This is a genomic window from Geothermobacter ehrlichii (assembly GCF_008124615.1).
GTDB lineage: Bacteria > Desulfobacterota > Desulfuromonadia > Desulfuromonadales > Geothermobacteraceae > Geothermobacter > Geothermobacter ehrlichii.
Genome location: NZ_VNIB01000007.1, coordinates 174,367 through 194,907, shown reverse-complemented (window position 1 = coordinate 194,907; position 20,541 = coordinate 174,367). Strand labels below are relative to the sequence as shown.

The 20,541-nt window shown below is 50.9% G+C and carries 16 protein-coding genes; 15 read left to right on the top strand and 1 reads right to left on the bottom strand.

Annotation, left to right across the window (positions count from 1 at the left end):
* Positions 1 to 208: hypothetical protein (locus tag EDC39_RS15450; protein WP_222862857.1), on the bottom strand; the 208-nt coding region annotated here is incomplete at its 3' end.
* A 1,363-nt stretch (positions 209 to 1,571) separates the two neighbouring features.
* On the opposite strand from EDC39_RS15450, the gene EDC39_RS09455 reads away from it, so the two are divergent.
* The 15 genes from EDC39_RS09455 (at position 1,572) to EDC39_RS09385 (ending at position 20,540) form a co-directional block, all read left to right on the top strand.
* On the top strand, positions 1,572 to 2,999 hold the full coding sequence (locus EDC39_RS09455; RefSeq protein WP_148896132.1) for a mannose-1-phosphate guanylyltransferase/mannose-6-phosphate isomerase: 1,428 nt from the start codon (positions 1,572 to 1,574) through the stop codon (positions 2,997 to 2,999).
* Positions 3,000 to 3,385: 386 nt separating this feature from the next.
* Positions 3,386 to 4,360 carry a GDP-L-fucose synthase gene (gene fcl / locus EDC39_RS09450; RefSeq protein ID WP_148896142.1) on the top strand — a complete coding sequence of 325 codons (975 nt, stop codon included), beginning with the start codon at positions 3,386 to 3,388 and terminating at the stop codon, positions 4,358 to 4,360.
* A 1,857-nt stretch (positions 4,361 to 6,217) separates the two neighbouring features.
* Positions 6,218 to 6,751 (top strand): hypothetical protein, encoded by a 534-nt coding sequence (locus EDC39_RS09445; protein WP_148896131.1) that lies wholly within the window; start codon positions 6,218 to 6,220, stop codon positions 6,749 to 6,751.
* Positions 6,752 to 7,260: 509 nt separating this feature from the next.
* Positions 7,261 to 7,443 carry a hypothetical protein gene (locus EDC39_RS09440; protein WP_148896130.1) on the top strand — a complete coding sequence of 61 codons (183 nt, stop codon included), beginning with the start codon at positions 7,261 to 7,263 and terminating at the stop codon, positions 7,441 to 7,443.
* A 48-nt stretch (positions 7,444 to 7,491) separates the two neighbouring features.
* Positions 7,492 to 8,808, top strand: a complete 1,317-nt coding sequence (locus EDC39_RS09435; protein ID WP_148896129.1) for a nucleotide sugar dehydrogenase — start codon at positions 7,492 to 7,494, stop codon at positions 8,806 to 8,808.
* On the top strand, positions 8,783 to 9,028 hold the full coding sequence (locus EDC39_RS09430; RefSeq protein WP_148896128.1) for a hypothetical protein: 246 nt from the start codon (positions 8,783 to 8,785) through the stop codon (positions 9,026 to 9,028). The genes EDC39_RS09435 and EDC39_RS09430 overlap by 26 nt, the downstream gene beginning before the upstream one ends.
* A 403-nt stretch (positions 9,029 to 9,431) precedes the next feature.
* A complete protein-coding gene (pseB, locus tag EDC39_RS09425) occupies positions 9,432 to 10,442 on the top strand; it encodes a UDP-N-acetylglucosamine 4,6-dehydratase (inverting) (protein WP_148896127.1) in 1,011 nt (336 codons plus the stop codon).
* A 2-nt stretch (positions 10,443 to 10,444) separates the two neighbouring features.
* On the top strand, positions 10,445 to 11,608 hold the full coding sequence (pseC, locus tag EDC39_RS09420; RefSeq protein ID WP_148896141.1) for a UDP-4-amino-4,6-dideoxy-N-acetyl-beta-L-altrosamine transaminase: 1,164 nt from the start codon (positions 10,445 to 10,447) through the stop codon (positions 11,606 to 11,608).
* A gap of 2 nt (positions 11,609 to 11,610) precedes the next feature.
* A complete protein-coding gene (locus tag EDC39_RS09415) occupies positions 11,611 to 12,531 on the top strand; it encodes an aldo/keto reductase (RefSeq protein WP_148896126.1) in 921 nt (306 codons plus the stop codon).
* Complete coding sequence (locus tag EDC39_RS09410; protein WP_148896125.1) at positions 12,528 to 13,298, top strand: cytidylyltransferase domain-containing protein; 771 nt, start codon at positions 12,528 to 12,530, stop codon at positions 13,296 to 13,298. The genes EDC39_RS09415 and EDC39_RS09410 overlap by 4 nt, the downstream gene beginning before the upstream one ends.
* 10 nt (positions 13,299 to 13,308) lie before the next feature.
* Entirely contained in the window at positions 13,309 to 14,598 is a 1,290-nt protein-coding gene (locus EDC39_RS09405) for an aminotransferase class III-fold pyridoxal phosphate-dependent enzyme (protein WP_148896124.1), read from the top strand.
* Positions 14,599 to 14,603: 5 nt separating this feature from the next.
* Positions 14,604 to 16,133, top strand: a complete 1,530-nt coding sequence (pseG, locus tag EDC39_RS09400) for a UDP-2,4-diacetamido-2,4,6-trideoxy-beta-L-altropyranose hydrolase (protein WP_148896123.1) — start codon at positions 14,604 to 14,606, stop codon at positions 16,131 to 16,133.
* Positions 16,126 to 17,196 carry a pseudaminic acid synthase gene (gene pseI, locus EDC39_RS09395; protein ID WP_148896122.1) on the top strand — a complete coding sequence of 357 codons (1,071 nt, stop codon included), beginning with the start codon at positions 16,126 to 16,128 and terminating at the stop codon, positions 17,194 to 17,196. Before pseG ends, pseI begins: the two co-directional genes overlap by 8 nt.
* Before the next feature lie 18 nt (positions 17,197 to 17,214).
* On the top strand, positions 17,215 to 18,762 hold the full coding sequence (locus EDC39_RS09390) for an oligosaccharide flippase family protein (protein ID WP_148896121.1): 1,548 nt from the start codon (positions 17,215 to 17,217) through the stop codon (positions 18,760 to 18,762).
* A 2-nt stretch (positions 18,763 to 18,764) separates the two neighbouring features.
* The gene (locus EDC39_RS09385; protein WP_187426733.1) at positions 18,765 to 20,540 is read left to right on the top strand and encodes an LIC12162 family transferase; all 1,776 of its coding nucleotides are present in this window, start codon (positions 18,765 to 18,767) and stop codon (positions 20,538 to 20,540) included.
* Position 20,541 lies beyond the last annotated feature (1 nt).

Genomic DNA, 20,541 nt, shown 5'->3' with positions numbered 1-20,541 from the left:
GAAATAAAAACAAGCGTTTTTGCTTACTTTTTTCGCGTTGAAAAAAGTAAGGCGCCTGGCGGGGCGCGACCCGCCGGTTTTGCTTTTGATGGGTTGCGACCTTGCGGTCGATGGATGTTGATCCGGGGTTGCGCCCCCGGACGACGCCGTCCTCTTTTGCCGGCCCAAAAGAGGACGCAGAAAAGGGCCTTACGCCTGCGGCGGGCATTGCTGTCGCGTCGGTTCGGTGGGACGAGGCAGGGTTCAGACCTGCCAGGTAGCGTCGGTGCTCCGGGCCGGCAGGAAAAGCTTCCCAACGAGCGGCAGGCCGCTCGATGGGCCAGGTTGCACCGTCGCGGCCCCGACGGGAACGGTTGTGCCAGGACGGGCATTTCCGTTGGGGCACCTCCGAACAAACTGGCCCGTGTGAGCGCAGCGAGCCCGGGAACGATGCCTTATTGTTGCCACGAAGAAGATGCCAGCTTGTTTGGCGGCAGCGTTGAAAAGAGGCACCGCCGACCGCGGAAGAAATAGAAAGAAGCGTTTTTGCTTACTTTTTTCGCGTTGAAAAAAGTAAGGCGCCTGGCGGGGCGCGACCCGCCGGTTTTGCTTTTGATGGTTTGCGACCTTGCGGTCGATGGACGTAGATCCGGGGTTGCGTCCCCGGACGACGCCGTCCTCTTTTGCCGGCCCAAAAGAGGACGCAGAAAAGGGCCCTGCGCCTGCGGCGGGCATTGCTGTCGCAAAGGTTCGGTGGGGCAAAGGTTCGTTTGTCCCGTCAAAAGAGCTTCAGCTCTTCGGGCCAACAGAAAAGCTTCCCAACGAGCGGCAGGCCGCTCGATGGGCCAAGGTTGCACCGTCGCAGCCTCAACGGGGACGTTCCTGTATCGAACAGCCGTTTCCGTTGGGGCACCTCCGAACAAACTGGCCGTGCGAGCGCAGCGAGCCCGGGAACGATGCCTTTTTGTTGCCAAGGAGAATAGACCAACCTTCTTGGCCGTAACGTTGAAAAAAGGCACCGACTGTCGCGCCAGAAATAGAAAAAGCGTTTTTGCATCCTTTTTTCGCGCTTGAAAAAAGGATGGCGCCTGGCGGGGCGCGACCCGCCGGTTTTGCTTTTGATTTTGTTTGCGACCTTGCGGTCGATGGAGGCTGATCCGGGGTTGCGCCCCCGGACGACGCCTTACTCTTTGGCGCTCCAAAGAGTAAGCAGAAAGAGCTTCGCCTGCGGCGGGCATTGCTGTCGCAAAGGTTCGGCGGGTCGAGGCAGGGTTCAGACCTGCCAGGTTGCGTCGGTGCTCCGGGCCGGCAGGAAAAGCTTCCCAACGAGCGGCAGGCCGCTCGATGGGCCAGGTTGCACCGCCGCAGCCTCAACGGGGACGTTCCTGTATCGAACAGCCGTTTCCGTCGAGGCAGCTCCGAACAATCTGGCCCGTGCGAGCGCAGCGAGCCCGGGTGAAGGGGGCTGAAAAAAGTAAGGCGCCTGGCGGGGCGCGACCCGCCGGTTTTGTTGTTGGCCGCGGATGAACGCCGATGGCCGCGGATAACATCGCAAATCGCAGTTCGATCATTTCATAACCTGAGGTTTGTTCATGATTCTTCCTGTCATCCTTTCCGGAGGGGCCGGCTCCCGGCTCTGGCCGCTGTCGCGCGAACTCTATCCCAAGCAGCTGCTCGCCCTCTGCGGCGAGCAGACCATGCTGCAGCAGACGGCGGCGCGGCTCGACGGCCTGGACGACGTGGCGCCGCCGCTGGTGGTCTGCAACGAAGAACACCGCTTTCTCGTCGCCGAACAGTTGCGCTCCCAGGGCTGCGGCTGGTCGGGAATCATTCTCGAGCCGGTGGGCCGCAACACCGCGCCGGCGGTTGCGGTGGCCGCCCTGCGCGCAAGCGCGCAGGGTGACGATCCCCTGCTGCTGGTGCTGCCGGCCGACCACCTGATTCGCGACATCGAGGCCTTTCGCGCCGTGGTACGGGCCGGAGCCGCCGTCGCCGCCGAGGGCTACCTGGTAACCTTCGGCATCGTGCCCGACAGGCCGGAGACGGGGTACGGCTACATCCGCGCCGGTGAGCAGATCGCCGCCGTTCGCGGGTCCCGGGAGCCGTCCGCCTTTGTCGTCGATGCATTTGTCGAAAAACCCGATCTCGAGACGGCGCAGACCTACCTCGATTCCGGCGACTACTACTGGAACAGCGGCATGTTCCTCTTCCGCGCATCCGCCTTCCTGGCCGAGCTGGAAGCCTTCGACCCCGAGATGCTGGCCGCCTGCCGCGCCGCCTGCGACGGCCTGATTGAGGATCTCGATTTTCTGCGCCTCGACCGCGAGGCCTTCGCCGCCTGTCGCGCCGACTCCATCGACTATGCCGTCATGGAAAAGACCCGCCGGGCGGCCGTTCTCCCCCTGGATGCCGGCTGGAACGACGTCGGCTCCTTCTCTGCTCTCTGGGAGGTGGGCGAGCGGGATGCCGCCGGCAATGTCCGGCAGGGCGACGTGATCGACGTCGACGCCAGCGACTGCTACCTGCATGCCGGCAGTCGTCTCCTGGCCGCCGTCGGCGTGCGCAACCTGGTGGTGGTCGAAACCGCCGACGCCGTGCTGGTCGCCGACCGGGACCGGGTGCAGGACGTCAAGAAGATCGTCGAGCGCCTGAAAGCCGACGGCCGCTCCGAAACCCTGCTGCACCGCCGGGTGAACCGGCCCTGGGGCAGTTACGAAGGAATTGATGCCGGTGACCGCTTCCAGGTCAAGCGGATCACAGTCAATCCCGGCGCCCGACTCTCACTGCAGCGGCACTTCCACCGTGCCGAGCACTGGGTGGTCGTCTCCGGCACCGCCCTGGTCACCTGCGGCGACAAACAGCTGACCCTCAGTGAGAACCAGTCGACCTACATCCCCCTGGGCGAAGTGCACCGGCTGGAAAATCCGGGACAGATCCCGCTCGAGATCATCGAGGTGCAGTCCGGCTCCTACCTCGGCGAAGACGACATCGAGCGGCTCGATGATCAGTACGGGCGTTGAGGAGAGTGTTTTTAAGGCGTTTATGGGACGCGGATGAACGCGGATAAGGCTTAAAACCTGAAAAAGCTAAAAGGTTTTGTTTTTCATCTGCGTGTATCTGCGCAATCGGCGGCTGAAATGCTATTGTTTGTTAGCCGCAGATGAACGTGGATAAACGAGGATGAACGCGGATAAAATCATAGAACCTGAAAATCATAAAGATTTTGGTTTTCAATCGGCGTGCATCGGCGTAATCGGCGGTTAGAAAAATCTTTGGTTTTAGCCGCAGATGGACGCAGATGGACGCGGATAAAATCAATAGAACCTGAAAAAACATAAAGGTTTTCGTTCTCAATCCGCGTGCATCTGCGTAATCAGCGGCTGAAAAAGATTTCGAGGTTTCCATGATGAACAAAAATTCCCGCATTTTCGTCGCCGGCGCCCGGGGGCTGGTCGGCTCGGCCATGGTCCGACGCCTGCGTGCCGAAGGCTACGACAACCTGCTCACCCCCGAGCGTGACCAGCTCGATCTCACCAACCAGGCGGCGGTGCGTGATTTCTTCCACCGCGAAAAGCCCGAGTATGTCATCCTCGCCGCCGCCAGGGTCGGCGGCATCCACGCCAACAACACCTATCCGGCCGAGTTCATCTACCAGAACCTGGCGATCCAGAACAACGTCATTCACTCGGCCTGGGAGTGTGGTGTCGAGCGGTTGCTCTTTCTCGGCTCCTCCTGCATCTATCCCAGGCTGGCGCCGCAGCCGATGCGCGAGGAGCACCTGCTGACCGGGTCGCTGGAGCCGACCAACGAGCCCTACGCCATCGCCAAGATCGCCGGTCTGAAGATGTGCGAGGCCTACAACCGCCAGTACGGCACCCGCTTCGTGGCCGTCATGCCGACCAACCTTTACGGGCCGGGCGACAACTTCCATCCCGAAAACTCCCACGTGCTGCCGGCGCTGATCCGCCGTTTTCACGAGGCGAAGCTGGCCGGCGCTTCCGAGGTCGTCGTCTGGGGCAGCGGCAAGCCGATGCGCGAGTTTCTTTTCGTCGACGACATGGCTGACGGTTCCCTCTTCGTTCTCAACCTGCCCGACGAGGTGCTGGCGGAAAACCTGCTCTCCTATCCGCGGCCCTGCTTCGTCAATCTCGGCACCGGCGAGGACGTCAGCATCCGCCAGCTTGCCGAAACCGTGCGCGAGGTGGTCGGCTTTGCCGGGAAGCTGGTCTTCGACACCAGCAAGCCCGACGGCACGCCGCGCAAGCTGCTGGAGGTTTCCCGCCTGCGCGAGCTCGGCTGGCGCGCCCGCACTCCCCTGCGCGAAGGGATCGAACAGACCTACCGCTGGTTTCTCGACAACGCCGAGCGGGTGCGGGGATAGGGGGAGTCGATATTTGCGACCTTGCGGTCGATGGACGTTGATCCGGGGTTGCGGCCCCGGATGCCGCCTTACTCTTTGGCGCTCCAAAGAGTAAGCAGAAAGAGCTTTCGCCTGCGGCGGGCATTTCTGTCGCGGGTGTCTGGCAGGTCGATCTTCCGCTTGTCCCATCGAAGAAGCGCCAGCTCTTCGCAACAGGCAGAAAAATCTCCCCAACGAGCGGCAGGCCGCTCGATGGGCCAGGTTGCACCGCCGCAGCCACAACGGGGACGTTCCTGTATCGAACAGCCGTTTCCGTTGGGGCACCTCCGAACAAATTGGCCCGTGTGAGCGCAGCGAGCCCGGGAACGAATGTGTTTCCTGCTGCCACGAAGAAATAACGGTCTGCTTGACGGAACAGTTGAAAAGAGCCACAGACTTTCGCAGCAGAAATAAAAACCAGCGTTTTTGCTTACTTTTTTCGCGTTGAAAAAAGTAAGGCGCCTGGCGGGGCGCGACCCGCCGGTTTTCCTTTTGATTTTGTTTGCGACCTTCGGCCGATGGAGGCTGATCCGGGGTTGCGCCCCCGGACGACGCCTTACTCTTTGGCGCTCCAAAGAGTAAGCAGAAAGAGCGTCGCCTGCGGCGGGCATTGCTGTTGCGAGGGTTCGGTGGGGCAAAGGTTCGTTTGTCCCGTCAAAAGAGCTTCAGCTCTTCGGGCCAACAGGAAAGGCTTTCCCAACGAGCGGCAGACCGCTCGCTGGGCCAGGTTGCACCGCCGCAGCCTCAACGGGGACGTTCCTGTATCGAACAGCCGTTTCCGTTGGGGCACCTCCGAACAAACTGGCCGTGCGAGCGCAGCGAGCCCGGGAACGATGCCTTTTTGTTGCCAAGGAGAATAGACCAACCTTCTTGGCCGTAACGTTGAAAAAAGGCACCGGCTGTCGCGCCAGAAATAGAAAAAGCGTTTTTGCATCCTTTTTTCGCGCTTGAAAAAAGGATGGCGCCTGGCGGGGCGCGACCCGCCGGTTTTGCTTTTGATGGTTTGCGACCTTGCGGTCGGATGAGGTTGGTCCGGGGTTGCGGCCCCGGACGACGCCGTCCTCTTTTGCCGGCCCAAAAGAGGACGCAGAAAAGGGCCCTACGCTTGCGGCGGGCATTGCTGTTGCGAGGGGTCGGTGGGTCGTTACAACGTCGGCTCAACCCGGAACGCCGGCTCTTCGGGCTCACAGAAAAATCTCCCCAACGAGCGGCAAACCGCTCGATGGGCCAGGTTGGTCCGCTGCAGCCTCGACGGGAACGGTGCTTACCAGAAGGAACGGTTCATTGTGCGCAGCTCCGAACCGAACCGTTTGGCCCGTGTGAGCGCAGCGAGCCCGGGATCGATGCTTTTCCTGTTGCCACGAAGAGCGGACAGTTCTCATTTGGCTGTCCGGGCAAAAGAGGCAACGAACCTTTGCTCCAGAAATAAAAACCAGCGTTTTTGCATCCTTTTTTCGCGTTGAAAAAAGGGTGGCGCCTGGCGGGGCGCGACCCGCCGGTTTTGGTTTTAGCCGCAGATGAACGCGAGGGAGGCGGCGAAGGCCAAATCCGCCACCTGCTACCTGCCACCATTTTTTTTACCCCTTTTTTTTCTTTTTTCCCGATTCCCCGGGAAAATTTGAGATTTTTTTGAGATCTTGGCATTACAATGCCACCATCTTGATAAACCGCTGTTTTTGTATTGGGGCGGTTTGGCCTGCGGGAGGCGTTTCCCCCTGACCTGCCACACGTCCACTTCTGCCACGAAGTTTCCCGTCGGTGCATTAAATTCACAGGGTTGTCCCACTTTCTTGTTCTATTCGATCGAGAGTCCGTGCCGAGTCTCACAGGGAGGAGACCATGACACGCCTTTTTATTGTCCTGATTTCGATACTGCTGGTCCTGTTGACCGTTCTGCCCGCTCTGGCCATCGGCGCCAGCGAAACCCCGCCGCTGCAGGTGAATGCGTCGACGGCACAGCCGGCGGCGATCCTGACCGTCACGGTGAACGACACCGGAAATGCGCCCGTTGCCGGAGCGGTGGTCTGGATCGAAGATCCGGCTAGCGGAGATCTGCTCGGCTTCGCCAGCAGCAACGCGCAAAACGGCAGCGCTCCGGTCGTCGGCGACTTCACCATCATCGACATCGCCGACGCCAACGGCCACTTCCGCCTGCCTCTGCTCGGCGGCGACTGGCGCATCTACGCCCAGGACCCCGCCACCGGCGATCGCGGTCCCGAGCAGCTGCTGACTCTCACCATCGACGGTAACAATCAGATAGATGCCGGTGAGACGATCACCGGGGTGGATTTGACGGTGGGGGCGGTGCCGGTTTCGAGCGTAACTGCACAGCTGAGTCCCAGTCGGTGCAGGTTGGTCAGAGCGTTATTGTAACGGCCAGTGCCAGTGGTGGCAGCGGTAGTTACGAATACCGGTTCCAGCTGTACGAGAATGGAACCTTGACCGAGTTGCAAGCCTATTCGGTGAACAGCAGCCTGACCTGGGCTCCGAGTGTTGCCGGGGATGTGTACAGGGGATGTGTACATCGTGGTCGATGTTCGCAATCAAGGGTCGGCAGCACGGTATGAGGTCCGTCGATGGTTAGGACTTTCGATCTCACCATGAGTATATGCCTCATGCTGGATAAGTGCAGCCCCGCTAAAAAGCGGGCTTTTCAAATGGTTGTGGTCTGTTTGTCTGGATTTGAGATTTTTTTGAGATTTTGAACCTACACTAGGCGCCCTGTAACCGCTGGAATCTGTGCAGAGAAACTGGTTAACCGTAGATGCACGCTGATGCGCGCTGATAAAGGTAACAAGAGCATTGTGCTTTTTTTCGAGACTTGAGTTTCTGCCTTGCGTTAATCGGTGGCCATTGGCAGCTCAGTAAAACAGGAGGGGGCTATGTACCTGAACGTCTGCAGTCATTGCGTTCATGGCAGTGAAAAAGACGGCCATTCCCACTGCGGCCGCGAAGCGGTCTATAGCTACCTGAGCAATTGCATCCAGAAAAAGGCGTTGCGCTATTACCTGGAGCGGGAGGCGGAAGCGCACAGCGGAGAGGTTGGCAAGGTTGTCTCGTTTTGACCGCTCACTCTGTCATCCGACATTCGTGCCCTGCAATGTAGGACTGTCATGGTAACCTTCGACTCCATTATTCAGCGCCGGGGCAAAATCGCCGTTGTCGGTCTCGGCTATGTCGGCCTGCCGCTGGCGGCTGCTTTTGGGCACAAGCTCGATGTGATCGGGTTCGACATCGACCGTCGCAAGCTCAACCAGCTGCGTGACGGTCTGGATATGACCGGCGAGCTTTCCAGCGAGCAGCTTGCCGCTACCCGCATCGATTACACCGACGATCCGGCGCGGCTGGCCGAGGCGCGTTTTGTCATCGTCCCCGTCCCCACGCCCATAGACGGTAACAAAAAGCCCGATCTGCGGCCGATCGAAGAGGCCAGTCGCACCATCGGGCAGAATCTCGCCAGAGGCAGCATCGTCGTTTACGAGTCGACCGTCTATCCCGGTGTCACCGAAGAGGTGGCGGTGCCGATTCTCGAAGCCGAATCCGGTCTGCAATGCGGGGTCGATTTCAAGGTCGGTTACTCGCCGGAGCGCATCAACCCTGGCGACAAGGTTCACACCGTTGACAAGATCGTCAAGGTCGTCTCCGGGCAGGATGCCGAGACCCTGGAGACGGTCGCTGCCGTCTACGAGCTGATCGTCACCGCCGGGGTTCATCGGGCCTCCAGCATCAAAGTCGCCGAAGCGGCCAAGGTGATCGAGAACACCCAGCGTGATCTCAACATCGCCCTGATGAACGAACTGGCGATCATCTTCGACAGGCTGGGCATTTCCACCCGTGAGGTTCTGGCCGCTGCCGGCACCAAGTGGAACTTTCTCCCTTTCACCCCCGGCCTGGTCGGCGGTCACTGCATCGGGGTCGACCCCTACTATCTGACCCACAAGGCCGAGAGTATCGGCTACCATCCCCAGGTGATACTCGCCGGTCGGCGCATCAACGACGGCATGGGCAAGTTTGTCGCCGAGCAGATGGTCAAAAAGCTGATTCGGGCGGACAAGACAGTCAAGGGTGCGCGGGTCCTGGTTCTCGGCCTGACCTTCAAGGAGAACTGCCACGATATCCGCAATACCAAGGTGGTCGATATCGTTGCCGAACTCAGGGAGTACGGCGTCGAGGTGCTGGTCCACGACCCCATGGCCGATCCTGGTGAAGCTCAGCACGAATACGGTCTCGACCTGGTTGACCTCGAAGACATCGCCCCGGTGGATGGGGTTGTCTGGGCGGTTGCTCATAGGGCTTTTGCGGATATCACTCCGAAGCAGCTCAAGGATCTCTGCGGCAATGGCAACGGCTCCGGGGTGGTGATGGATGTGAAGGGTGTGCTGGCGAGGGATGAGGTGGAGAAGGTTGGGATGCAGTATTGGAGTTTGTAAAAGGCTAATAGCCGCAGATGAACGCAGATGGACGCGGATAGGGTTTGAATCTCAAAGGCAAGATATTGATTTCAAGGCCTTCGACTTCATCAGCGGTCAATTGGTTTTTGAATTTTCAGGAGAACATGAATGTACCTGGCGGTTTGTAGCGATTGTCAATACGGCGGTGAAAAAGATGGCAAAAGCCATTGCGGCAAAGAGTCCGTCTACAGTTATCTGACCAGGTGTATTCAGGTGGAATATACCTGGAGCGGGAAGGGGACGCAGAGAGGGTGGCTGAGGCGGTTTGAACGCCGAATTTGGGGTTAGACTTGAGGATTGTGGATATATCAACTACGTCCCCGGCAGATTCCCTGATCTTCACATCGTGAGAGATGTGATGTGGAGCAGAGCAATTTGCTGACAGCGTTGCCGATCCCGCTACCAGAGAACTGGACGAATTATGTGAACACACCCTTAACGGGGCTTGAGTTGAACAAGATAAAAAAGAGGATGGGCCGCTAGGGATTGACCACGCAGGTGCCTGTCCTCCTGAGAGGTTTCCAGAGTCAGGTCTTTAATTTTATTAATATCATTAATTCAATTGCGTTGTTAAGGAAAATGATTCGAAGGGCAAGGATAACATGCTCAAGGAAAAATCAATTCTTGTAACAGGTGGCACTGGTTCATTCGGTAAGAAATTTATCGAAACTATCTTAAAAAACTATCCTGAAATCAAACGTGTGGTTGTGTTTTCTCGGGATGAGTTAAAGCAGTTTGAAATGGCTCAGCAATTCCCAGAAGAGCAATACCCCCAAATTAGATATTTCATTGGTGATGTCAGGGACCGGGACCGCCTGATCAGGGCTTTAAAGGGCATTGATATTGTCATTCATGCGGCCGCTCTCAAGCAGGTGCCTGCTGCCGAATACAATCCGTTTGAATGTATCAAAACCAACGTCATCGGTGCGCAGAATGTCATTGAGGCGTGCCTTGATTCAGATGTGAAAAAGGTCGTTGCCCTGAGTACCGATAAGGCCGCCGGCCCTATCAACCTTTATGGCGCGACCAAATTATGTAGCGATAAACTTTTTGTTGCGGCCAATAACATGAAGGGTCTTCAAGACATAAAACTTTCAGTCGTCCGTTATGGCAACGTCATGGGCAGCCGGGGCAGTGTCATTCCTTTCTTTTTGGACAAACGGAAGGAAGGGGTCTTGCCGATCACTGATGAGAACATGACCCGGTTCAACATCACCTTGCAGGAAGGTGTTGAGCTTGTCTTGAAGGCTTTGGATATCATGTGGGGCGGCGAGATTTTTGTACCGAAGATCCCCAGTTACCGCATCATGGATATTGCTGAAGCCATAGCGCCAGGCTGTAAAACGGAAATTGTGGGTATCCGGCCTGGGGAGAAGTTGCATGAAGAAATGGTCACGGCGACTGACGCCATCAACACAGTTGAATTTGATGATTATTTCGTAATTTTGCCATCAATCAGATTCTGGTGTCCTGATGAGTTTATGAGCAACAACGGTGGTCGACCTTGCCCACAGGGGTTCAGTTACAACAGTGGATCAAATACAGACTGGCTCTCCGTTGAACAGATTCGTTCACTGATTACAGAGCATGTGGATTCTGAATTCAGTATTTGATGATGGGTAAAAAGAAATTTATTCCATACGGGCGGCAGTCCATTAGTGAAGAAGATATCCAGGCGGTTGTGGATGTGCTTCGCTCTGACCGGCTAACACAGGGGCCAGTGGTTGAGCAATTCGAGCGTGCTGTCGCCGAATATTGTGGTGCCAAATACGCTGTTGCCGTCTCGAACGGGACTGCTGCGTTGCACTTGGCGGCACTAGCCGCTGGTTTTGAGGAAGGTGATGAAGTCATTACTTCACCGATCACCTTCGTTGCCTCGGCCAACTGCATTGTCTACTCAGGAGCTACTCCGGTATTTGCCGATATTGATCGAAACACCTACTGTATAGATCCGGAGCAAATTAAGAGAAAAATTACTTCAAAGACTAAAGGTTTGATCCCGGTTCATTTTGCCGGACAGCCTTGTGACATGGTTGAGATTTCGACAATTTCTAAAAGGAACAACCTCATTGTCATCGAAGACGCTGCACATGCGATAGGTGCCAGCTATGAAGTCGATGGCCGGACTTACAAGGTTGGTTGTTGTGCCCACTCCGACATGGCCATTTTTTCCTTTCATCCGGTTAAGCATTTGACGACCGGAGAGGGGGGGATGATCACCACCAATAGCCCTGAACTATACGAACGACTCTGCCTTCTGCGCACCCATGGGATTATCAAGGATCCAAAACGACTGGGGCGTAATGACGGCCCTTGGTACTACGAGCAACAAGAACTGGGTTTCAACTATCGTATTACCGATATTCAGTGTGCTCTTGGGCTGTCTCAACTAAAACGGCTTGATGAATTTGTCGGGCGCCGGCGGCAGATTGTAAAAAAATATAACGACGCCTTCTCAGAGTGCGACACGTTGATTGTCCCACAGCAGAGGGCCGGAGCGAACTCCTCTTGGCATTTGTATATGCTGGGTTTTCAATCGTTCGATCGCCGAGTAGTTTTCGAAGCTTTACGTGAGTGTGGCCTTGGGGTGAATGTCCATTATATCCCATTACATCTGCAGCCTTTTTACGCTGACAATTTCAACTTATCTGTAGGTGATTACCCTGAAGCTAATAAATATTACTCCAGAGTCATTACACTCCCTCTTTACCCCTCAATGACCGACAAGGATGTCCAACAGGTATTAAATGCTGTTCATGAAGTAGTGGAAAATAACTAGCTATGACTATCCAAGCAGAAATCTATCAATCAAAGCTGGCTATTGGAACTGCTCAGTTTGGAATGGATTATGGAATTTCTAATTCCAAGGGGCGCACACCTGAAAAAGAGGTCGCGCGTATTCTTAAAATGGCGAGCGTTTCAAATATAAACATCCTTGATACTGCGCCTGCTTATGGGCGAAGCGAAGAAATTATTGGACATGTAATATCAGGTCTTTCCCCATTTAAAATAATTACAAAAACAAAGATTTTCGAAAAGGGGCTAAGTGGGAGAGATGTGGCCGAGCAATTAGGCGATACCTTTAAAGACTCTTTAGAGAGGCTGGGCGTAGAGTCTGTTTATGGCCTCATGGTGCATCAACCTTGTGATCTCCTCAGCGAATCAGGGATGGCACTTTTTGAGGCTATGGAGATGTTACAGGAACAAGGCCTCGTGAAGAAAATTGGTGTGTCTGTTTATACAGCTGAGCAGATAGAGCAATGCATGATGCGATATCCAATTCAGTTGATGCAGGTTCCTGTAAGTGTGCTGGATCAACGGTTGCTGTTGAGTGGGCACCTCACCTCTCTCAAAAATGCAGATGTTGAGGTTCACGCCCGCTCCATTTTTTTGCAGGGGCTTCTTCTTGTGAAGCCCGAAGATTTGCCTCCCTATTTTGAGGGTGTGAAAAAGAATTTAGACCTTCTTCGAAATGCCATTGAGGAATCAGGCTATACGCCCGTTCAAGCTGCACTCGGATTTGTAAATGCACTCGACGAGGTCAACGCCATTGTTTGCGGGGTTTCCTGCCTGGAGGAGTTTGAAGAACTAATCGATCAAGATCACGTCAAATTGCCTAGTGAATTTTTGGATTCGTTAAGAGCTTTTGCTCTTGATGACCCAAATGTTCTGAACCCGAGCTTGTGGAGAGTTGCACCATGATACTTGGGATTCTGCAGGCTAGAGTTAGTTCAACACGTTTGCCAGGTAAGGTATTAAAAAATATTATGGGCAAGCCGATGATTGCTCGGCAGCTAGAACGTCTACAACGCTCCCAAAAAATAGATCGAATATTAGTGGCCACTAGTACCGATCCTTCAGATGATGAGTTGGTCAAAGTGTGTATGGAGACCGGCATTGAGTTTCGGCGAGGTTCTCTGGACGATGTCCTTGATCGTTTTTACCAGACGGCTTCTTCATTCACACCTGAGCATGTGGTCCGTATGACAGGAGACTGTCCCTTAGCAGACCCTGCCATTATTGATCGTGTGATCAGGGCTCATTTGGAAAGCGGGGATGATTATACAAGCAATACCTTGGAACCAAGTTTCCCAGATGGGCTGGACGTTGAAGTCATTAGCTTTAAATGTCTGAGAAGGGCATGGCAGGAGGCAAAGCTCCCTTCGGAACGGGAACATGTCACTTTGTACGTTCATCAAAATCCAGAGATGTTTGCTCTGGGCTGTATCAAAAACAGCAAGGACCTATCTGACCTGCGCTGGACAGTAGATGAGCCTGAAGATTTCTTGTTTGTGTCGAGCGTATATGAGGAACTTTGGCCCAATAATCCTGAATTTGGCATGGAGCATATTCTTGAATTGTTGGAAAGGAGGCCTGATCTTTCAATCAGGAATTCCAAATTTCAACGGAATGAAGGTCTGAAAAAATCAAGAGACAAAGACAGTGAGAATCGACTTGATGTTCAATGAGGACTCAAAAATGTCTGAAAGATATGATTGTTCAGAAAGGCTGCTTGAGAGAGCCTTACGCAGCATCCCGCTTGGCTCACAAACTTTTAGTAAAAGCATGACCCAATTTCCTCGCGGTGTATCACCTTATTTCCTCTCCAAAGGTCAAGGAAGCAGGGTTTGGGACGTGGATGGTAACGAATATATTGATTTAATCAACTCACTTGCCGCAGTCACTCTTGGCTACAACGACCCCGATGTTAATGAAGCTGTGCAAATGCAATTAACTGAAGGTGTCATCTTTTCCTTATCCCACCCGATAGAGATGCAGGTGGCAGAGACAATTAAAGAGATGGTCCCCTGTGCCGAACTTGTTCGTTTTGGGAAAAATGGTTCAGATGCCACTGCCGGCGCCATCCGTGTCTCCAGGGCCTACACCGGTCGTGACCATGTAGCTGTGTGCGGCTACCACGGTTGGCAGGACTGGTACATTGGATCCACTACAAGAAATCTGGGAGTGCCGAGGGCCACGAGCGATCTCACCCATACGTTCATGTATAACAATATTGAGTCGTTGCATGAAATTTTCAGGCAATGGCCGGACCAGATTGCCGCAGTTATTCTGGAGCCGATGAATGTAGTAGAACCTGCTGACAGTTTCCTTGAAGAGGTTCAGGTTCTGGCTAAAAAGTACGGAGCTGTTCTCGTCTTTGATGAGACGATAACGGGCTTCCGATTTGCCAATGGTGGGGCTCAGGCTTTTTTTGGCGTGACTCCAGATCTTGCAACATTCGGCAAAGGGCTAGCGAACGGTTACCCTGTCTCTGCCGTGGTTGGCAAGGCTGAAATTATGAAGTTGATGGAGGAGATTTTTTTCTCTTTTACCTTCGGAGGCGAAACACTTTCGTTGGCGGCAGCTCTTGCAACCATGAATAAACTTCAGCGTGAGCCAGTGGTCGACACACTGTATCAAAAAGGGCAAATGATACTTGATCGACTGAAGGTTCTAATTCAGAAACATGAAATCGAGCATATCGTTGAGTTGGCAGGGCATCCAAGCTGGTCGTTCTTTATGCTTCAAGATGTTGCTCCTTACAGTATGTGGGAGATCAAGACCCTCTTTATGCAGGAGATGATCGCTCGAGGAATACTGACGTTTGGTACTCACAATGTCAGTTATGCCATGACCGATGAGGATCTTACGAGCGTGGTTACTGCCTATGATGAGGTCCTCTACATAATCAAAGACGCAATCAACAATCAGAAATTAAAAGAATTTTTGCGCTGTGAGCCGCTAGAGCCTTTGTTCAAGGTTCGTTAACTTCTATGAAAATACTTATCCGCACAGACTCTTCAGAGAATATTGGAACTGGGCATTTGATGCGGTGCCTGGCGTTGGCAAACGAGCTTAAAAATCGAGGTGCCGACGTAACCTTTATAGCCAGAGACTTGCGGGGAAACAGTAACTGGATTGTAGAAGAGTTCGGGTTTCCATTGTGGCAGCTGCCTGCTCATGTCGAAGAGAACCAGGTTGGAGAGCTGGATGAAGATTATTCCTCTTGGTTAGGGGTCTCAAAGGGCACTGATGCTCTTGAAACTGTTCAGCTGTTAAAAAACGCGGCTTATTTGGATTGGTTGATAGTGGATCATTACGCTTTAGATCGTAGTTGGGAAGAAGAAGTCAGACCGTATGTCCGGAAAATAATGGTCATAGATGATTTGGCAAACCGGGCTCATGATTGCGATCTTTTGCTCGATCAGAACGTTTTGAGGGACAACACAGGGCGTTACACGGGGTTGGTACCACAGGATTGTCAGATACTATTGGGGCCAAAATATGCGTTGCTCAGGCAAGAGTTTTCAGAGGCTAGAAAAAAACTCGGCCCTAGATCTGGAAACGTTAAAAGAGTGCTGGTCTTTTTTGGAGGAATTGACTCAAGCAATCAGACATTAAGGGCACTTCAGGCGCTAGAGCGCATGGGATGCCCTGATATTGCCGTTGATGTTGTTGTTGGTGCAAAAAATCCGAACCGCAAATCTATAGAGAGTTTTTGTTCTAAAAACACGAACATAAATATTTATTGTCAGACAAAAGAGATGCCGAAGTTAATCTCTGAGGCGGATCTCGCAATTTGTGCTGGAGGAACGACAACATGGGAGCGATGTTGTCTCGGGCTCCCTGGTTTGGTTATTTCTGTAGCCGAAAATCAGGAGGCAATAGCGAAGGGCCTTGCTGCGCGAGGTTGTCAATTGTATCTGGGACCTGAAAGTGAAGTTTCCGTGGAGGCTATACAATATGCTCTCGAGACCTTGCGCCGTTCACCAGAAACATTGGAGAGTTTTTCACGAGAATCTATGCAGCTCACTGATGGTTTGGGTGTTAAGCGGATAGTTCAATTAATGGCCCAGCCTGATTTGATGCTACGGCGTGCAACAATGAATGATTGCGAATCGATTTATCGATGGCGAAATGATGAAGAAACTCGCCGCCATATATTTGATTCAACCGTCATTCCCTTTGAAGACCATCAAAGGTGGTTTGAGAATAGTTTGAAAAATCCTGATCAAGTACTTCTGGTCGCTGAAGCGACTTCTGGACCGGTTGGTGTGCTTAGGTATGACCTGAAGGGAGAAAGCGCTACGATCTCTGTCTATCTGGTGCCTGGGGGGCAACCTCCAGGCACAGGGCCCCAACTGATTCGTTCTGGTAGTGAGTGGTTAAGACAGAATTATCCTCAAGTCCTTCGTATCTTTGCTGAGATACTGCCGGAAAATATTGCCTCTCAAAAGGCATTTAAAAAAGCAGGTTATATCAAGAATCATCTCACGTATGTGCAGGAATTGAACCATGCATAGAGCTATTGAAAAAACAATTGAAATCTCCGGACGTTATATTGGCAAAGGAGAGCCTCCTTTGATAATTGCTGAAATGTCTGGCAATCATAACCAGTCGTTGGATATGGCACTGAAAATCGTAGAAGCTGCTGCACAGTCGGGGGCCCATGCTATCAAACTCCAGACTTATACCGCAGATACAATGACTTTGGATCTTTCTGAAGGCGGTTTCTTTATTGAAGACCAAAACAATCCCTGGAAAGGACGTTCTCTCTACGATTTGTACAGGGAGGCATACACCCCTTGGGAATGGCATAAACCAATCTTTGATCGTTGTAAGGATCTAGGGCTCATCTGTTTCAGTACCCCTTTTGATGATACTTCCGTTGATTTTCTTGAGGATCTCGAGGTGCCCTGCTACAAGATTGCCTCTTTTGAAAACACCGACATCCCCCTCATTCGTAAAGTCGCCGCAACCGGCAAGCCAATGATCATTTCAACGGGAATGGCAACGGTTGCGGAGCTGGATGAGACGGTCCGTGCTGCGAGAGAGGCTGGGTGCAAGGACCTCATCTTGCTCAAGTGTACCAGTACCTATCCTGCAACACCTGAAAATACAAATATCCTGACGATCCCACATTTGAGTGATTTGTTCGATTGTGAAGTTGGGATCTCTGACCACACTCTGGGGGTGGGTGTTTCTGTGGCAAGTGTTGCTTTGGGTGCGAAAGTTATTGAAAAACATTTCACGCTCAACCGTGATGGAGGTGGAGTGGACGCAGTTTTTTCTTTAGAACCAGAAGAAATGAAATCTCTGGTTCAAGAGGTTGAAAGGGCTTGGCAATCCCTTGGGAAAGTCAGTTATGGACCTTTGGAGGCAGAAAAGAAGTCTTTGGTGTTCCGAAGGTCATTGTACGCCGTGCAAGACATAGCGGAGGGTGAAGAGTTTACTCTGGAGAATGTACGTTGTATTCGCCCTGGGCATGGTTTGCCGCCAAAATATTTTGAGACTGTTCTAGGCAAAAAGGCCGTTGGGGAAATTAAGCGTGGCACACCCATTAATTGGTCACAGGTCGGCGGCTGATGGTTAAATGAAGATTCCATGCTGAAAAAAATTATTACCAATACCTTTTCAAATTATTTGCTTCGATTGATCAATATACTCCTCAACCTCATTGCAATACCCGTGCTGATCGGCACTGTAGGGGAAGAGGCTTTCGGACTGCTTATACTTGCCAATCTTGTGGTTGGATATTTCCATGCCTTCGATTTTGGACTGCCTGCGGCTATCACGAAATATGTTGCTGAATTTAGTGCAAAGCAAGATGAGGAAAAAGTTAATCAAGTTATTAATTCGTCCCTTTTTGTGTTTACAGTAGCCGGATTTGTCGTTTGTAGTTTGATCTTTTTGTTTGTTGGTTTTGATGGTTTATCGTTGCTGAATATTTCGCAAAGTCACTACGCCTCTGCGAAGAATTTGTTTTACATTGCAGGTGTGTTCGCAATTATTGCCTGGCCGAGATTAGTTCTTGAAGGAGCTTTCCGGGGTCTCCAAAATTTCCAGAAGCTGAACTTTACCCTTGGCTGTGGGCGGATACTGGCCATTGGGTTAGCCATGCTTTTGGCGATCTACTCTCACCCCTTGCCTTTGATCTTTGTGGCTTACAATATTGATAAATTAGTAGGCGCAGTTTGGCAATTTGTTTGGCTTAAGCAAGAAATCCCCTTTTGGTCAGTTAGGTTCATAACGGTTAAGTTTGATGTCCTTAAATGGATGTTCAATTTCAGTCTTTGGCTCATGCTGGGGAAACTAGCAGTCATGCTCGAGTATGAATCCGATCAACTAATCATAGGGGCGGCTCTCCCAGTCGTCATGATAACGGTTTATTCGGTTATAGTGTATCCGTTCAGAATGATTCAGCAGATATCGGGATTGTCGGCCACGGCAATCATGCCGGCAGTTAGTGAAACGCATGCCGTCAATGGGAGGGAAGGGGTTGATCGGTTTATTTACAAGGGTGCTCGTTATCACAACACGTTGTTAGCCTTTGTTGCAGTGATGGGTGTTTTTTTGGCCGGGCCATTTATTCGTTTATGGATGGGGGGTAGATATCAAGATTATGTCTGGATTGCTCAGTTGGCCTGTTTCTTTCAGTTGCTCTGGCAATCGAATGCTTTTTTGGGAGAGGTATGCACCGGAATAGGGAATTCAAAAAAGCCTGGTTTGGTGGCGATAACTACAGGGGTTATAAATATCTCTCTAAGTATTTGGTGGGTAAATTTGTTCGGTTTGTCTGGAGTGATTTGGGGAACGATAGTTGCGGGGATATTGGGTGTATTCATGTACTATTATGTGGTGTTTCCGGACCTTCATGTGCCTAGGCTTAATTATCTGAGCACAGTCGTTATTAAAGGGCAATGGCCTGTCTGGTTTGGTGGTTTGTTAATCGTACCTTTTTGGAGGAATATTCAGGTGATCGAAACGTGGCAGGGATTTGTTTTTGCCGCTGTTGTCCTATCTCTACTTGTGAGCGTTTTAATTTTTATTTTTGGAATTGATAAAGTAGAAAAAAGTGTAATTATAAAAAAAATGAGAACTCTACAGTCTGTTAATCTATTATGTTTAATTACTTGTGTTTTAAAGAGGTAATTATGGATTTAAAAAGAGAATATTTTTTGGCTACGACATCTCAAGAAGATTTATGGCCAAAAAATAAAGACATAGTTCTTTTAGGTGAATGGTGTAAAAAACACACGGCAAACCAACAATCAAATTCTGATTGTCAACAAATAAAATTTCCCTGGAATGATTTTGAAAGGCTGGATAAATCAATAAAATATTGTCAGAAAACATATGAAAATGTTTTGAAAGTCCTTTCAATATATCTTAATGAAGTGCATGGGATAGAGAAAGATAAAGCCTACTGGAGGAAAATTGTTGGTTATTTCCTTACGATATACATACAGACCTTGTTTGATAAATACACATGCTTAAAAGATGCAAAGGATAGATTTGAAAGTATAAGTACTATTTCTATTGACCAGTCGTCATATTTTACTTGCAATGATGCCTTGAGTTTTTATGAAAAAGTGCGGGTTTGCGATAATTTAAACCTTCAATTATACGGTCAAATTTCAGAATTTTTAGGTTTCCCAATAGAAAGAAGAATAAACTTTTTTGACCAATATCAAAATGAAATCACGTCAAATGGCACAAATAAAATTAGCAAAACAAAACTAAGCCGATTTTTAGAAAATATTCTTGATAATGGGAAAGAAAGTGAAGTGGCACTATATGTCACATTGATCGGCAAGAAAGATTTATTTAAATTAAGCCTATTGACCGGATTTAAAGCTTGGCCGATATATAGTTTTCCACAGAAAAAATACGATTACTCAAATAACCAAGATATGCGTGAAGGTCTTAATAATCTGCCGACTAATGATGAGTTTGAACGCTTAGTACTTTCTACACTACGGGTGAATTTACCTTATGAGTTCCTTGAAGGATTTTCTTTCATTAGAGATGGTATAAAGCCTTGTTTAATCTCAAATGTTCCCAAAAAAATAATTACAGGTGTCGGTTTTCTTTGGGATACCGCATTCTCAATTTGGGCTGCAGAATGCGCACAAAAGGGAACAAAAATATATGGTGTGCAACATGGTGGTACCTATGGAGAATCTGAACCTTCCTATGGCGAAATATTTGAACGGTCCGTCGTAGATAAATTTATTTCCTGGGGGTGGAGTGACGATGAAGATGTGATCCCATTGCCGGCACAAGGGCTCTTTGGCCTGAAAAAGGTAAAGCAGTCAAAAAAGAGGAATAAAGAGGTGTTGTGGGTAACAACTTTGGACTCAAGATATGCCAATTTTCTTTCGCATCTCCCTTTTAGTTCTAGATTTTTAGAACATTTCAATTGGCAGGTAGCTTTTTGGGAAAATCTTGATGGAAAGGTGAGGAACAGTATCAAAATAAGGCTATATCCTCGGGACTTTGGATGGGGAGTAAAGGAGATGTTACAAAAAAAATGTTCAGGTTTGAAGTTTCAGGATAACAATGATTCGTTCAGAGATAGTGCAAGTCAGGCAATGATGGTGGTGCTAGACCATTTTGGAGGAACAACTTTTCTTGAGTGCTTGTCAATGAATGTGCCAACCATTATTTTTGGAAATCCTGATTTATTCAAAATAAGAGATGCTGCAAAACCTTTTTACGAGGAACTCGAGCGTGTTGGAGTATTACATTATAGTCCAGAATCGGTGGCAACAAAGCTAAATGAAATATATTCCAAGGTGGATGATTGGTGGGGCGATCAAATTCGTCAAACTGCTGTGCAAAAATTTAAGAAGAACTTTGCATTGACCTCAAATACACCAATTCAGGATTGGGCAAGGTTTTTGAGACAAAAATTAAACCCTTCCTAAG